Annotated in this window: 15 protein-coding genes; 7 read left to right on the top strand and 8 right to left on the bottom strand. The window is 36.6% G+C overall.

Annotated features, from left to right (window positions below; translation table 11 throughout):
* Nucleotides 1-16: 16 nt before the first annotated feature.
* The 3 genes from FNJ88_RS03720 to dinB all read right to left on the bottom strand — a co-directional run bounded on the left by FNJ88_RS03720 (nt 17) and on the right by dinB (nt 3,780).
* The gene (locus tag FNJ88_RS03720; protein WP_143851804.1) at nt 17-1,078 is read right to left on the bottom strand and encodes an NAD(P)-dependent alcohol dehydrogenase; all 1,062 of its coding nucleotides are present in this window, start codon (nt 1,076-1,078) and stop codon (nt 17-19) included.
* Nucleotides 1,079-1,157: 79 nt separating this feature from the next.
* On the bottom strand, nt 1,158-2,633 hold the full coding sequence (locus FNJ88_RS03715) for an alpha-amylase (RefSeq protein ID WP_143851803.1): 1,476 nt from the start codon (nt 2,631-2,633) through the stop codon (nt 1,158-1,160).
* Nucleotides 2,634-2,730: 97 nt separating this feature from the next.
* Nucleotides 2,731-3,780 (bottom strand): DNA polymerase IV, encoded by a 1,050-nt coding sequence (gene dinB, locus FNJ88_RS03710; protein ID WP_262711472.1) that lies wholly within the window; start codon nt 3,778-3,780, stop codon nt 2,731-2,733.
* Between the two features lie 156 nt (nt 3,781-3,936).
* Here dinB and FNJ88_RS03705 point away from each other — a divergent pair, with 156 nt between their 5' ends.
* Nucleotides 3,937-4,692: an NYN domain-containing protein gene (locus FNJ88_RS03705; RefSeq protein WP_143851801.1), complete on the top strand. Its 756-nt coding sequence runs from the start codon at nt 3,937-3,939 to the stop codon at nt 4,690-4,692.
* A gap of 76 nt (nt 4,693-4,768) precedes the next feature.
* On the opposite strand, the gene FNJ88_RS03700 is transcribed toward FNJ88_RS03705, so the two are convergent.
* Nucleotides 4,769-5,587: a purine-nucleoside phosphorylase gene (locus FNJ88_RS03700; protein ID WP_143851800.1), complete on the bottom strand. Its 819-nt coding sequence runs from the start codon at nt 5,585-5,587 to the stop codon at nt 4,769-4,771.
* The gene (gene lpxK, locus FNJ88_RS03695) at nt 5,571-6,596 is read right to left on the bottom strand and encodes a tetraacyldisaccharide 4'-kinase (protein WP_143851799.1); all 1,026 of its coding nucleotides are present in this window, start codon (nt 6,594-6,596) and stop codon (nt 5,571-5,573) included. Before lpxK ends, FNJ88_RS03700 begins: the two co-directional genes overlap by 17 nt.
* Before the next feature lie 166 nt (nt 6,597-6,762).
* Here lpxK and FNJ88_RS03690 point away from each other — a divergent pair, with 166 nt between their 5' ends.
* The 3 genes from FNJ88_RS03690 to FNJ88_RS03680 all read left to right on the top strand — a co-directional run bounded on the left by FNJ88_RS03690 (nt 6,763) and on the right by FNJ88_RS03680 (nt 8,938).
* On the top strand, nt 6,763-7,749 hold the full coding sequence (locus tag FNJ88_RS03690) for a D-alanine--D-alanine ligase (RefSeq protein ID WP_143851798.1): 987 nt from the start codon (nt 6,763-6,765) through the stop codon (nt 7,747-7,749).
* A 71-nt stretch (nt 7,750-7,820) separates the two neighbouring features.
* On the top strand, nt 7,821-8,294 hold the full coding sequence (gene coaD / locus FNJ88_RS03685) for a pantetheine-phosphate adenylyltransferase (protein ID WP_143851797.1): 474 nt from the start codon (nt 7,821-7,823) through the stop codon (nt 8,292-8,294).
* A gap of 65 nt (nt 8,295-8,359) precedes the next feature.
* Nucleotides 8,360-8,938: a trimeric intracellular cation channel family protein gene (locus FNJ88_RS03680; protein WP_143853867.1), complete on the top strand. Its 579-nt coding sequence runs from the start codon at nt 8,360-8,362 to the stop codon at nt 8,936-8,938.
* Between the two features lie 166 nt (nt 8,939-9,104).
* Here FNJ88_RS03680 and FNJ88_RS03675 read toward each other — a convergent pair whose 3' ends face one another.
* On the bottom strand, nt 9,105-9,671 hold the full coding sequence (locus FNJ88_RS03675) for a DUF2892 domain-containing protein (RefSeq protein ID WP_143851796.1): 567 nt from the start codon (nt 9,669-9,671) through the stop codon (nt 9,105-9,107).
* A 59-nt stretch (nt 9,672-9,730) separates the two neighbouring features.
* Nucleotides 9,731-10,228, bottom strand: a complete 498-nt coding sequence (locus FNJ88_RS03670) for a dihydrofolate reductase (RefSeq protein WP_143851795.1) — start codon at nt 10,226-10,228, stop codon at nt 9,731-9,733.
* A 77-nt stretch (nt 10,229-10,305) separates the two neighbouring features.
* Between FNJ88_RS03670 and FNJ88_RS03665 the strand changes: the two genes are divergently transcribed.
* Genes FNJ88_RS03665 through FNJ88_RS03655 form a run of 3 tightly spaced genes read left to right on the top strand, consistent with a single transcriptional unit; the run spans nt 10,306 to nt 12,117 of the window.
* Entirely contained in the window at nt 10,306-10,914 is a 609-nt protein-coding gene (locus tag FNJ88_RS03665; RefSeq protein WP_143851794.1) for a LemA family protein, read from the top strand.
* A complete protein-coding gene (locus FNJ88_RS03660; RefSeq protein WP_143851793.1) occupies nt 10,914-11,342 on the top strand; it encodes a TPM domain-containing protein in 429 nt (142 codons plus the stop codon). Before FNJ88_RS03665 ends, FNJ88_RS03660 begins: the two co-directional genes overlap by 1 nt.
* A complete protein-coding gene (locus tag FNJ88_RS03655) occupies nt 11,323-12,117 on the top strand; it encodes a TPM domain-containing protein (RefSeq protein WP_143851792.1) in 795 nt (264 codons plus the stop codon). The genes FNJ88_RS03660 and FNJ88_RS03655 overlap by 20 nt, the downstream gene beginning before the upstream one ends.
* Before the next feature lie 257 nt (nt 12,118-12,374).
* Here FNJ88_RS03655 and FNJ88_RS03650 read toward each other — a convergent pair whose 3' ends face one another.
* A complete protein-coding gene (locus FNJ88_RS03650; protein ID WP_143851791.1) occupies nt 12,375-14,405 on the bottom strand; it encodes a heavy metal translocating P-type ATPase in 2,031 nt (676 codons plus the stop codon).
* Between the last annotated feature and the right edge of the window lie 11 nt (nt 14,406-14,416).

Below are 14,416 nucleotides of genomic sequence, written 5' to 3'. Positions count from 1 at the left end.
TATTAGTGAGGAAAATTTAATTTTTTAAAGACTGCATATCAATTACGAAACGGTAACGAACGTCACTTTTCAGCATTCTTTCGTAGGCATTATTAATGTCCTGCATTTCGATTGTTTCAATCTCAGATACTATATTGTGCTCTCCACAGAAATCGAGCATTTCCTGTGTTTCTTTTATTCCTCCGATGACAGACCCTGCAACTGATCTTCTTCCTAAGATCATTGGTGGCGTAGAAAGCGCATCTTCCATTTGACCGATAAATCCTACTAAGACTAAAGTCCCACTGATGTTAAGTGTAGCGAGATACGGATTGATATCATGATCGTAAGGAACGGTATCGATGATTAAGTCAAATCTTCCAGCTGCAGCTTTCATTTCATTTTCGTAGGTGGAAATTACAACGGCGTCAGCACCTAAATCCAAAGCATCCTGAATTTTATTGGGGCTTCGGGAAATCAAGGTAACTTCAGCACCTAAACCTTTTGCCAACTTGATCGCCATGTGACCCAGCCCACCTAAACCTACCACAGCCACTTTAGTTCCTTCTTTCACATTCCAATGCTTAAGTGGAGACCATGTGGTTATTCCGGCACAGAGTAAAGGTGCAACTGCTTTCAGATCTAAATTTTCTGGAATTCTCAAAACGAAATCTTCGTCCACGATGACTTTCTCGGAATATCCCCCGAAAGTCTGCTGATTCAAATATTTATCTTTTCCATTGTAGGTTCCTGTAGAACCATTGAGGCAATACTGTTCCAAATCTTTTTTGCAACTGTCGCATTCGCGGCAGGAATCTACCAAGCAGCCAACTCCTGCTAAATCGCCAACTTTAAATTTAGTCACCTCACTGCCTACTTTTGTAATCCTTCCCACAATTTCATGACCTGGAACTGCAGGATATTTTGTGCCGCCCCAATCGTTTTTGGCGGTATGTAAGTCGCTATGACAAACCCCACAATATAAAATATCAATTTCGATATCTTTTGGTTGTACCGTTCGTCGCTCAATGATCATTTCTTTTAAATCTTCATCTTTAGATGCAGTTCCAAAAGCTTTTATATTAGTATTATTATTCATTTATTTAATTTAATGAAACAAAGATAAGATGTTAGGAAAAGATAATATGTTAAGAAACTACTAATATATCTGATAAATATTAATTTTCACAAACCCATACCGATACGTTTCCTGCTGGCACAGGGAAGTTTCCCCAGCCATTTTCATCAATAGTTACTTTCTCTTGAAACCATCCTAGAAAGTCATAAAAAATTTGTCCAGAATATTGCGTGCCCATTTCCATGGGTTTATGGTAAGCATCTTTATTGCTCAAGACTACGGCACAACCTTGATGTTCATGATCACCTTCACGAATCCACCCTAGGCAATCAGCATCTTCGAAATAATCACGTTGATTTCCGTACGCAAATAACTGTCGAGCTTTTAACAATTCTGCAATATTCTCTACTATATTTAAAAAAATTTCCTGGTCATTCCCATTTTTATCTTTGTCGGTATAATGGGCGCCAAATAGATCCGGATAGAAAATACAGGGATAGCCATCTTGTCGGAGTAAAATTAATGCATATGCTAGAGATTTAAACCATTGTTCTACGGGGGCTTCCAGTTCTTGTAAAGGCTGCGTATCATGATTGTCCACCAGAGTAACTGACAGAAGGGGATTTGCTTGAGTCAAAGTGTTATCAAATATTTTACGTAAATCGTAATTTGCTCCTGCCAAAGAAGCTTCATGAAAATTATGCTGTAAGGAGGAATCGAATAAACTCATTGATCCTTTAGTAGCTTCAATATATTTTTCTAAAAGAGGCAATTCTCCTGGTGCCCAATATTCGCCCACTGCAAAAATATTTTTTCCTGTGTTTGTACGTAATGCATACAACCACTCCTGATAAAATTCCGGTGACTGATGTTTTACTGCATCTAGCCTAACACCATCAAAATGTATTTGATCATGATACCATTTTCCCCATTTGTTCAATTCTTCACGTACGAAAGGATTTCTTTGGTCGACGTTATTATACATCAAATAGTCGTAATTTCCTTTTTCATCCGACACCATTTCTTCCCAACCATATCCATGATCATTGATGATTTGGTAGATTCCAGCTTCTTGTCCTTCGGCAAAATCCACACCGGAAAAACAATGATAATTCCATTTAAAATTTGAATAGTTTTCACCCCTTCCTGGAAAGGTAAATTTGGTATAGGATTCTATTTCAAAAGGTTCCGATATATTGATCTGTCGGTTTTCGGGATCAACTTTTACCGCATTAAATTTTTCTTTTTCATCACCACCTGCTTTATGATTCAGTACAATATCGGCAATCACAGAAATACCATTTTCCTGTAAATTTTTACAACAGTCCTGGTATTGTTCTTTCGTTCCGTACTTTGTCGGGACTGTGCCTTTTTGGTCAAATTCGCCCAGATCAAATAAGTCATACGGATCATAACCTACTGAATAACCTCCGCCAGCACCTTTGTATGAAGGTGGGAGCCAAACTGCAGAAATTCCTAATTCCTTTAGATAAGTTGTTGAGTCTTTAATTTGGTCATATAACTGTGCATTTCCAACTGAGTACCAATGGAAGAATTGAATCATCGTAGCGTTCATGAGTAAGTTATTTGGTAGGTAAAGAAGTAAAATTACTTTGAATTTCACTCTTGACTGAAGGAATAAAGATAATGAAAATAATTTTGGAATTCTAAGCCTATTCAAACTCTTCGAATGGAATTTTCAACTGAACAGAAATGTGTTTTTTCTCCTGCGTATTCAAGTTAGAAAGTGATAGTCCCAGCAGGCGAACTGGTTTGTCAAAAGGTCGGAGTTCCCAAAGTTTCTGTGCAGTCAGATAGAAATCTTGCGCATTTCCATAATATTCCTCCTGTGTTCTGCTTCTGGTGTAAACGGTGAAATCTTTATATTTAATTTTCAATGTTAAGGATTTCCCTTTGATTTCTTTTTTCAAAAGGCGGTTATTTAAATCTTCACTAATAATTTGTAATTGTTTAAAAACAGCCTCTTCATCAACCAGATTTTCCCAGAAGGTTTCTTCTACGGCTACACTTTTCTGTATGCGATTTGGTTTTACTTTACTGTGATGAATTCCACGCACTACATTATAATAGTATTGCCCAGATTTCCCGAAAAGACTGCTAAGTTCTTCCAAAGATTTTTCCTTTAATTCTTTACCAGTATAAATATGAAGCTGGTGCATTTTGTTAGCAGTCACTTTTCCAATACCATGAAATTTCTCAATAGGAAGTTCTTCCATAAATTCCAATATTTGAGTGGGATGAATGGTTTTCTGCCCATTTGGTTTACGGTAATTAGAAGCTACTTTTGCCAAGAACTTATTTACAGAGATGCCAGCAGAAGCAGTTAAACCTGTTACCTCGAAAATTCGCTGGCGGATTTGCCTTGCAATTTCCTGTGCGGATTCTATGTCTTTTTTGTTTTCCGTTACATCTAAATAGGCTTCGTCCAAAGAAAGAGGTTCTACTAGATCGGTAAATTCATAGAAAATGCTTCTGATCTGTTGGGAAATTTCTTTATACCTATTAAAACGAGGCTTTACGACAATTAAGTGAGGGCATCTTTCTAGAGCCTGTCGTCCGGGCATGGCAGAACGGATTCCAAATACTCGTGCTTCGTAACTTGCAGCGGCAACTACACCGTACATTCCACCACCCACCGCCAAAGGTTTACCACGAAGCTCCGGATTGTCGTGTTGCTCCACAGAAGCGTAGAACGCATCCATATCGACATGAATTATTTTTCGGTTTGATTCCACAGTACAAAATTAAGTAATGGGTTTGGGATAGTCATTATTTATTAACGCTTTAGGAAAAATGATGTAAATTTGGGTTTAAACAGTAATATAATAGACTTTAAAACAGATAAAATATAACATTATATGACCGACGATAAATTAGCAGTCCTCATCGATGCGGACAATGTTCCCTATAAAAACGTAAAAGAAATGCTGGAGGAGATTTCCAGAAATGGAACGCCAACCATCAAAAGAATTTATGCAGACTGGACCAAGCCTACGGTTTCGGGCTGGAAAAACGTGCTTCTTGAAAATGCAATTACGCCCATTCAGCAATACAGCTATACTACGGGTAAGAATTCCAGCGATAGTGCTTTGATCATTGATGCTATGGATATTTTATATTCTGAGAAAGTAAATGGTTTCTGTATTGTGTCCAGTGACAGTGATTTTACAAGACTTGCGACCAGACTGCGCGAAGCCGGAATGACCGTTATTGGATTTGGGGAAAAGAAAACGCCAAAACCATTTATCTCTGCCTGCGACAAATTTATTTATTTGGAAATACTAAACAATACTGAGGATTCTGAGAAAGATTCTGAAAATACTCCTACCAAAAAAGCGGAAAAACCCAAAACAAAAAAAGAACCGCTTAGCAAAGTTGATTCGCGCAATATAAAGTTGATTACAGAAAGCATCAATGCTTTAGGAGATGAAGATGGGTGGACTTTTCTTGGAAACCTCGGGAGTTTTATTATCAAAAAGAAACCTGATTTTGATCCCAGAAACTTCGGTTTTCCTAAATTATTACCTTTAATTAAAAGTATTGGTAAAATTGAAATCGATGAGCGCGAGACAGGTGTGAATAATATCCGACATATTTATGTTCGAGTAAAATAAGAAGTATTTATCAATCGTTTCCAAAATAAAAACGCATCTTTTCGAGATGCGTTTTTGTACTTATATCCTTGAAAGATTAAACATTATAGTTTTTCACCAAACCTTTTACGATTTTAATAACATTCGGCATTGCTTTTTCAGCGGCGTGTAATACTTCATCATGTGAAACTGCTAATGCGATATCGGGTCCGCCAAGATCCGTAATGATAGAAATTCCGAAGCAGTCCATTCCTTGATGTTTAGCAACGATCACTTCAGGAACTGTACTCATTCCAACTGCATCGCCACCAATTGCTTTGATCATACCGTATTCTGCAGGAGTCTCGAAGGTCGGTCCCTGTAAAGCAACATAACAACCTTGGTGCACGTAAATACCTAAATCTTGGGCAATATTTACCGCGACTTCAATCATTTTTTTATTGTAAGGTTCGCTCATGTCTACAAATCGAGGTCCCAGCTGATCCAGATTTTTACCCCTTAAGGGATGTTCCGGCATCATATTAATATGATCGTTAATGATCATTACATCTGCTACCTTGAAAGCAGGATTTACGCCACCTGCAGCATTAGATAAGATCAGATTTTTAATTCCTAAAAGATGAAAAACGCGGTAAGGGAAAACTACCGTTTGCATGTCGTAACCTTCGTAATAATGAAATCGCCCGCTCATAATCAGTACCTTTTTACCTTCTAGGGTTCCGTAGATTAATTGCCCACCATGTCCAGTTACCGTAGTTTGTGGAAAGTGAGGGATTTCAGAATAATCTAAAATATGAATCGCCTCTACTTCATCTTTAAGTTTTCCTAAGCCGGAACCTAAAATGATGGCGAAGTCAGGAGTGTCCTGAATAATATTTTTAATAAAATTGGCAGTCTCTTTAATTCTTCTCAACATAGTCAAGGATGATTTGATTAAACTCTTCTTTCTTGTCAATAACCACATTGATAGGCCAGTAATAAACAAGATCTCTAAGATAATCAAAAGTTTTCAGTCGTACATAATCCTTTTCAGTCGTGAGAATCAGTTTATATTCACCCAGTTTCTTATATTCTTCTACGATATTTTTGATATCCTGATCGGAGAAATTATGATGATCGCGGAACTTCAAATGCTTTACTTTTTGTGAAAAGCGAGCTAAATGTTTAAGTAAAGGTTTAGGATTGGCAATTCCCGTAATTAATAAAATATCGTAATATCCTAAATTATTGTCAGGTAACATTTTGTCTCTGGAATAAACATTTTCATCATATCCAATGCTCGAGAAGAACACCTTTTGATAATGCTGAGGTTTAATTCGGGAAATATAATATTGCTTTTTCTCGTCCGTTAAATCATCTGGGCATTTAGAAACCATGATAATTTGTGCACGTCTTGCACCACGTCTGCTTTCACGCAAATCGCCAGCGGGCAAGAGATGATCTTTGAAATAAGGATCATTATAATCCGTCATTAAAATATTAAATCCTGGTTTGATGGCTCTGTGCTGATATGCATCATCTAAAACCAACACATTTAGATCCATATCGCTGATCATCTTTTTGGCTCCAGGAACGCGTTCTTCAGAAACACCGATAACGAATTTGTTTTTAAAGCGTTCAAAAAGCTGCATAGCTTCATCACCCACTGTTTTATAATTGCTGTCGTAATTCGTGATGCCATAACCTTTGGTCAGTCTGCCATACCCACGAGACAAAACCCCCGTTCGATAATGTTTTGATAATAGATCGGCAATATACATGACCATTGGTGATTTTCCGCTGCCGCCCACAGAAAGATTCCCGACATTGATTATCGGGGTTTTAAATTGGGTTGATTTAGAGATTCCCCAGTTATACATTATGTTTCTAACGGACGTTGCCAAATGATAACCTAGGGAAAAAGGGTAGAGATACCATCTTTTCATAGGTGGCAAAATTACAACTTTTTGAGATTAAAGAAAGTAGAAGATTCTTCATTTTTCTAATATTTTCATTTTCTAAGATAGAACAGGAGGCGAATGTTGTAAAATTTCTGATTATAACGATAGCTTTTAAACAATTTGTTTAATTTTGTCTCTATAGTTTTACAAAATGAACAAAAAAAGTGTAGCCGTAGTGATGGGCGGATATTCTGATGAATATAAAGTTTCCCTAAAAAGCGGACAATTAATTTATGATTCTCTTGACCGTGATTTATATAATGTATATAAAGTAGTCATTCTGAAAGAAGAGTGGTATTTCCTCGATGATCGCGGACAAAAAGCTGCCATCAATAAAGCTGATTTTACGGTAAGCTTAAGCAGCGGATTTGAGGTGAAGTTTGATGTTTGTTTTAATATCATTCACGGAAAACCAGGAGAGAATGGTGAACTTCAAGCATATTGGAATACAATTGGTCAAAAATATACCGGTTGCGATTTTTATCAAAGCGCTTTAACTTTTAACAAAAAAGATACTTTAGCGGTTCTTTCGAAATATGGAATTCCATCGGCGAAAAGTATTTATTTAAGATTAGGAGAAGACTTTGACGAGAATCAAATTGTTGAAGAGTTAGGATTACCTCTTTTTGTAAAACCCAATCAATCAGGTTCTTCTTTAGGAATTACTAAAGTGAAAGAGCAATCAGAATTGAAGAATGCGTTAGAGTTTGCCTTTGCAGAAGACGAAGAAATTTTAATTGAAAGTTTCTTGGACGGAATGGAAGTTTCTGTGGGGGTAGTTGATTTTAATGGAGAGACAATTGTGCTGGGAATTACCGAAATTGTTCCAGATAAAGAATTTTTCGATTATGAAGCAAAATATGAAGGTGCTTCCGAGGAAATTACGCCAGCCAGAATTGATGACGAAACCAGAAAAAGAGTGGAGGATATTTCTAAACGCGCTTACGAAGCTCTAGGAATGAGTGGGTTCTCAAGAAGTGAATTTATCATTATGAATGGAATTCCTTATATGCTTGAAATGAATACTAATCCTGGATTTTCACCAGCTTCTATCTTGCCACAGCAAGCTGCTTATTACGGGATTTCTATCAAAGATCTATGCGGAAATGAAGTTGAAAAGGCTTTGACAAAAAAATAAATAATAATTTTATTTTAGATTTAAAAATGATTTTTATCTAAAATTTATATTCTAAAATCTAAAATCATTTTATGAGAGTTGCAGTTTTCCCAGGTTCATTTGACCCAATAACACTTGGCCATTACGATATTGTTGAAAGAGCTTATCCTTTATTCGACAAAATAATTATTGCCATTGGGCAAAATTCTCAGAAAAAATACATGTTTTCTTTGGAACAGAGAATGGAATTTATCAAAGAAACTTTCAAGGATTTTCCTAATATAGAAGTTGATCATTTCGAAGGGTTAACGGTAGATTATTGTAGAAGTAAAAATGTAAACTTTATTTTAAGAGGCTTAAGAAATCCCGCAGATTTTGAGTTTGAAAAAGCGATCGCACAAACTAACCGGGAACTTACCAAAGATAATAAGATCGAAACAATATTCTTGCTGACTTCTTCCGGAAAATCATTCATCAGCAGCAGTATTGTGCGTGAGATTATTACTTTTAACGGGAATTATGAACTTTTAGTTCCAGAAGCCGTACGCGTTGCACTTAAATCCTAAATAAATTGCAGGTTCAAGAAAACTTTACGTTAGCTATTGAGATTTTAGGCACCATTGCTTTTGCGATGTCGGGAAGTTTTGCCGCGATGCAAAAACGCTTAGATCCTTTTGGTGTATTAATTATCGCCTTTGTAACTTCCGTAGGTGGTGGTACGATCCGTGACCTGTTACTCGATGTGCCAGTTTTTTGGATGCACGATATGGTGATCTGTACCGTTATTTTTATGACGTGCCTTGTTTCAATGATTTTCAAATCGCTGGAGAAAAAATTTAAGGTTACCTTATTTTTATTTGACAGTTTTGGTTTGGGGTTATTCACCATTGTGGGTGTTCAGAAAGGGTTGAATGCAGATCTACATCCTCTAATTTGTATCACACTGGGAACGATAACCGGGTGTTTTGGCGGAATTAGCCGGGATATATTGTTAAATAGAATTCCGTTGATTTTCAGAAAAGAAATTTATGCTACAGCGTGCATAGTAGGCGGTGGAATCTTTTTGTCACTTGTTAAATACACTTCGCTTTCTTATGCTTTTGTGCAGATTTCTACGATTCTTCTAATTGTCGCGATTCGAACTTTTGCAGTGAAATACCAATGGCAAATTCCAAAATTCTACGGTAGAGATCATAGTCAGGAAATGTAGTTTTAGATGTTAGTTTTTAAGTAATGGGTTCTAAATCCTATTTTAATTACCCGAGTTTTCGTGATATTTATTCTATAAACCTTTTGCGCGCTTCGCTCGCGCTACCACATAAAAAAGTCCGAATATTTTTCGGACTTTTTGTTTTTTATAATCGAAGGAGAATTCTTTAAGAAAACTTTCCTCTCTGTCTCATATTAGGATTGTGCATATGTTTCTGCATCGATGGCATTTTTAATTGATCTTTCAGCATTTTAATCTGATCGGTCATCATTCCAGAAGTATCTAATCTTTTCGCTTCTTCTAAAAGATTTTTAGCTTCCTGTCTCCGGCCTTTTTGCATAGCTCCTGCCGCAATGTTAAGAGTAGCCATAGCGCGGTCATGTTTCATGTTCAGACCATATTCTAAAGCTTTTTTCATGTAAGGTTCTACTTTCGCCGGATTGTCCTGTGCTAAGGTAAGTCCTTGTAAATAATGAAAATAACCATATTGAGACTTATGCAGTTGGGAAGGATAATTTGTTATTTTATTCAGCCAGCTAGAAGCTTTTACCATGTTTTGTTTGCGTAAAAACCAGAACGCTAATAAGATATATTCATTCTTGAAAAAAAGTAAGATCGGAATTGCAGTCAGTAATACCACTACAATACCCCAACCGATATTTCGGTTCATCATCAGATAAACTCCGGCAGCAATCATTAGTGCTGCGATGACGAATTTTATGTATTTATTCATTGTTCAGTTTTTGTGGTGCAAAGATAATAATTTGTGTTGAAAATAGGTGAGGAGTCGTTCTAAGATAATTTTATTTTCCTTTCATAAGTTTGAAAGCAGAAATCATATTCATTTTTCTCATCTTTTTCGTGACAGATCTCGTCTCTTTTCTCCCAGATTTTTGCATTGATTTTCGGAAAGAAAACATCTGCTTTTAAATTTGCTTTCACCAAAGTTACTTCCAGTTTATCGGTAAGTTCTAAAGTTTGCTCATAAATATTCCCGCCGCCAATGATGAATATATCTTCATTTATTTTTTTGGCAAATTTAATTGCTTCTTTAATACTCCCTACGATCAAAATCCCTTCTTCAAACCAGTCTTTTTTTCTACTTACTACGATATTTGTTCTGTTAGGTAAAGGCTTCCCTATGCTTTCGTAAGTTTTCCTACCCATAATAATTGGGTGTTCAGAAGTGAGTTCCTTAAAATGTTTTAGATCAGTCGGAAGATGCCAAAGTAACTGATTGTCAGCACCAATTTCATTGTCTAATCCCATTGCAACCACAATTGTTATCATTTAAAATAAATTTTAACAAATTTAGCACATAATTTGTATATTTGGGTTGCAAATTTAAATTTTAAAAATAAAAAACGATGAGAAATAAAGGTTGTATGAGCGCTGGAACCATTGGTATTGCGCTTCTTGTAATTGCGGTAGTGGTCTTTTTATGGGGTAAGAATGGCTATAATAATTTTACTACTAAAGAGGAGACGGTTAACACAAAATGGTCGAATGTAGAGACCGTTTATCAGAAACGTGCGAACTTGATTCCTAATTTGGAACGTACTGTAAAATCATATTCTCAATTTGAACAGGAGACTTTAACTAAAGTAATCGAAGCTCGTTCAAAAGCAACTTCTATTACAATAGATCCTACCAGCATGACCGAAGCAGATATGGCAAAATACCAGGCTGCGCAGGGTGAATTAAGTGGTGCATTGAGCAGATTGATGGCAGTTGTTGAGAGTTATCCTAATTTAAAAGCGGATCAGCAATACTTAAACTTCCAAAGAGAGTATACCGCAATTGAAAATAGCATCCGTAGCGAAACTGTTTATTACAATGAGGCTGCTCAGGATTACAATACTTCAATAAAAACGTTCCCAAACAATATCTTGGCGAATTTCACCAACTTTAAAGAAAAACCATACTTCAAAGCAGCGGCTGGTGCGGAAAATGCGCCGGAAGTTTTTACAAACTAATGAACAGTTTTCTAACAGAATATCAAATGGCTTCTCTTGTAGAAGCCATTCAGACAGCAGAAAATAATTCTACGGGGGAAATTAGAATCCATATCGATTCTACAACCGAAGGAAATAATGCAGAGATTGCCTTTGAAGTTTTCAAGACCCTTTGCCAAAATAAAACTGCTGAGCGTAATGCTGTGCTTTTTCACGTGAATTTCGAACAGCAGTACCTTACTATCATTGGTGATGAAGGGATTCATCTAAAAGTTCATCAAAGTTTTTGGGATAAAATGCATGATGAAGTGACAAGGGAATTCTCGAAAGGAAACTTCCATGATGGTTTAAAAAAAGCAGTTTTAGAAACTGGTCTTGAACTAAAAAAACATTTCCCAATTATGGGAGAAAATCCGAATGAACTATCCAATGAGATTACTTTCTCGTAAATATTTTTTTATTCTCTTTTTACTAGGCCTAAGCATGAGTGTTTATGCCCAGAAAATACCTGAGAAACCTGCAGTTCTATATCCTGTTTACGATCAAGTTGGCCTTTTAACCCAAACTGAAAAGGATCAGTTGAATCAAAAACTGATCAAATTCGCCGATTCAACATCTACTGAAATTGAAGTGATCATAATTCCGACAACTGGAGGGGAAGATGTTAATTATCTGGCAACCATGTATGGTGAGAAATGGGGAATTGGTAAAAAAGAAAGTGATAACGGAATTGTTTTTTTGATTGCTACCGAGGATCACACCATGTCGATTCAACAAGGTAGAGCAGTAGAGCAGTATCTAACCGCTTCGGTTGCCGGGCAAATCATGGACTATATTGTTACACCCAATTTTAAACAGGGATTGTGGTACGATGGTATAAATCGTGGCACAACTGCGTTAATGGAAGCAGTTCAAGGTAAATTTAAACCTATCGTCAAAAATGCCAATGAAGAAGGGTTAAGTTCTTTCCAAATTTTAATGATCGCTTTTTTTATATTTTTAATCATCAGCTTTTTGTTCAAAAATAAAGGCGGTGGTGGTGGAAACGGTGACGATGATGATGTAATTTTATCCCGCAGAGGACGACGAACTTACCCAGGTGGATTCTTTCCATTCCCAGGAAGTTTTGGTGGTGGCTCGGGCGGTGGCTTTGGCGGTGGCGGATTCGGTGGCTTTGGCGGAGGCGGAAGTTTCGGCGGCGGTGGAGCTTCTGGAGGTTGGTAATTATGTTAAGAGACCAAAGGTAAGAACCAAGAAAAAATAATCAAGCTCAGTAATAAATAAATAGTCTGTATTATACCAATTCAGAATAATAGAAGTTTTATTTTAATGTAAAATAACGAAGAATGCACGAATATTTTATTCGTGCATTCTTCGTAGTTGATATGACATTTTTAACCAGTAAATGACTGTAAAAGTACTTTGATGCCTGGTATTGTTAGAATTATTCAATTCAAAAAAAATACTATAATTTTTATCCCTTAAAATTTCATTTTTTGAATTCTTACTGCATTAAGAATCGCAAGTAATGCTACTCCAACATCTGCAAACACGGCTTCCCACATAGTAGCTAACCCACCTGCACCTAGAATAAGCACTACCCCTTTTACGACAAAAGCTAATGTGATATTCTGCCAGACAATCTTTTTAGTCTGTTTGCCTATATTGATCGCCATCGGTATTTTAGAAGGTTTATCATCCTGAATAATGATGTCTGCCGTTTCTATCGTTGCATCACTTCCTAAACCACCCATCGCGATTCCCACATCGCTCAAAGCTACAACGGGAGCGTCATTTACACCATCGCCAACAAATGCTACGGTTTGCGATGTCGCCTTCATCTCTTTTACTTTATTTACCTTGTCTTCTGGTAATAGATCTCCAAATGCATGGTCAATACCTAACTGATCTGCCACATATTTTACAACAGTGCTTTTGTCGCCGCTTAACATGGTAACTTTTATATTGAGTTTATGCAGTAAATTGATGGTCTGTTGTGAATCTTCCTTTATTCGATCCGCAATAGTGATATAGCCCACAAATTTTTCATCAAATGCCACGGCAATTGTTGTATAAATAATGCTGACAGGATCGGTGTCATAGTTGATGTTAAACTGGTCCATCAGCTTGAAATTACCTACTAAGATTTCTTTGCCATCTACTGTAGCTTTTAAACCCAGTCCTGGAATTTCTTCTGTGTTTTCAATTTTTAGTGTTGAATCTACTTCACCAACATATTCATGAATCGCAGTGGCCACTGGATGGGTACTTAAACTTTCAACTGCATTTACGAGTTTTAATATTTCTTTTTTATCAAATTCTGCATTGAAATTAACATCCTGAACTTTAAAAACACCTTCCGTCATTGTACCTGTCTTATCCATTACAACATTTTGAATGGAAGCCATTAGATCTAAAAAGTTACTGCCTTTAAACAAGATTCCGTTCCGACTTGCTGCACTGATTCCACCAAAATACCCCAAAGGAATAGAGATCACCAAAGCACAGGGGCAAGAGATCACCAGAAATATTAATGCCCGATACAACCAATCAGTGAAAATGTAGTTTGCCAGAAAGAAATAAGGAATTAAACAAATACCAATGGCAAGAAAAACCACGATTGGCGTGTAAATTTTTGCGAACTTCCGGATGAATAATTCTGTTGGAGCTTTTTGAGAGGTTGCATCTTGAACCAACTGCAGAATCTTGCTTAATTTACTGTCAGTATATGCTGTAGTAACTTTTATTTGTGCGACTTTATTAAGGTTGATCATTCCTGCCAAAACAGTTTCGCCCTTATTTTTAGTATCTGGTTTGCTTTCTCCTGTAAGTGCAGCGGTATTAAATGTAGCCTGAGCAGATAGTAACTCTCCATCTAACCCAAGTTTTTCTCCAGGTTTTAATTGAATGATTTGCCCGACTTCAACATTTTCAGCTTTAATGATTTTCGGTTGCTGATTGTCAATAATGGTGACTTCATCTGGACGCTGATCCAAAAGTGTTTTGATGTTGCTTTTAGCTCGGGATATTGCCATGGTCTGGAATACTTCACCTACGGAATAAAATAGCATTACTGCAACTCCTTCTGGATATTCACCGATTGCGAAGGCTCCAATAGTTGCAATACTCATTAACAGAAATTCGGAAAATACTTCACCTGCAATAATACTTTTTACTGCATCTTTTAAAACAGGATAACCTACAATAATGAAAGCAATAACATACCACATAAAACGGGCGCTCCCGGTAAACCACTGTTGTGGAATCCAATAGTCAAGGCCGATTGCAATCAATAAAAGTAGTAAAGAAACACCGGACGGTATAAACATTTGAAAAACGCTGTGATCAGGAATGTCGTGATTGTGCCCGTCTTCATCGTGTGCATGTTCATGAGCATTATTTTTTTTAGAACCATCTAAAAGTTCTTCAGCTCCTGCATCTTTATAAACTTTTTCTTCTTCAGTACAGCATAATCTGTGACCTTCCTTATCATAAATATGTTGGTGTTCCATTAAATCATTTT

The organism is Chryseobacterium sp. SNU WT5, from assembly GCF_007362475.1.
Classification (GTDB): domain Bacteria; phylum Bacteroidota; class Bacteroidia; order Flavobacteriales; family Weeksellaceae; genus Kaistella.
This window is presented reverse-complemented; position numbering and strand designations above follow the sequence as displayed.

What these genes read in the sequence shown, in the direction of transcription:
- FNJ88_RS03720 (WP_143851804.1), bottom strand. Translation starts at nt 1,078, where the DNA reads ATGAATAATAATACTAATATAAAAGCTTTTGGAACTGCATCTAAAGAT.
- FNJ88_RS03715 (WP_143851803.1), bottom strand. Translation starts at nt 2,633, where the DNA reads ATGAACGCTACGATGATTCAATTCTTCCATTGGTACTCAGTTGGAAAT.
- dinB (WP_262711472.1), bottom strand. Translation starts at nt 3,780, where the DNA reads ATGGATGCGTTCTACGCTTCTGTGGAGCAACACGACAATCCGGAGCTT.
- FNJ88_RS03705 (WP_143851801.1), top strand. Translation starts at nt 3,937, where the DNA reads ATGACCGACGATAAATTAGCAGTCCTCATCGATGCGGACAATGTTCCC.
- FNJ88_RS03700 (WP_143851800.1), bottom strand. Translation starts at nt 5,587, where the DNA reads ATGTTGAGAAGAATTAAAGAGACTGCCAATTTTATTAAAAATATTATT.
- lpxK (WP_143851799.1), bottom strand. Translation starts at nt 6,596, where the DNA reads ATGAAAAGATGGTATCTCTACCCTTTTTCCCTAGGTTATCATTTGGCA.
- FNJ88_RS03690 (WP_143851798.1), top strand. Translation starts at nt 6,763, where the DNA reads ATGAACAAAAAAAGTGTAGCCGTAGTGATGGGCGGATATTCTGATGAA.
- coaD (WP_143851797.1), top strand. Translation starts at nt 7,821, where the DNA reads ATGAGAGTTGCAGTTTTCCCAGGTTCATTTGACCCAATAACACTTGGC.
- FNJ88_RS03680 (WP_143853867.1), top strand. Translation starts at nt 8,360, where the DNA reads ATGTCGGGAAGTTTTGCCGCGATGCAAAAACGCTTAGATCCTTTTGGT.
- FNJ88_RS03675 (WP_143851796.1), bottom strand. Translation starts at nt 9,671, where the DNA reads ATGAATAAATACATAAAATTCGTCATCGCAGCACTAATGATTGCTGCC.
- FNJ88_RS03670 (WP_143851795.1), bottom strand. Translation starts at nt 10,228, where the DNA reads ATGATAACAATTGTGGTTGCAATGGGATTAGACAATGAAATTGGTGCT.
- FNJ88_RS03665 (WP_143851794.1), top strand. Translation starts at nt 10,306, where the DNA reads ATGAGAAATAAAGGTTGTATGAGCGCTGGAACCATTGGTATTGCGCTT.
- FNJ88_RS03660 (WP_143851793.1), top strand. Translation starts at nt 10,914, where the DNA reads ATGAACAGTTTTCTAACAGAATATCAAATGGCTTCTCTTGTAGAAGCC.
- FNJ88_RS03655 (WP_143851792.1), top strand. Translation starts at nt 11,323, where the DNA reads ATGAGATTACTTTCTCGTAAATATTTTTTTATTCTCTTTTTACTAGGC.
- FNJ88_RS03650 (WP_143851791.1), bottom strand. Translation starts at nt 14,405, where the DNA reads ATGGAACACCAACATATTTATGATAAGGAAGGTCACAGATTATGCTGT.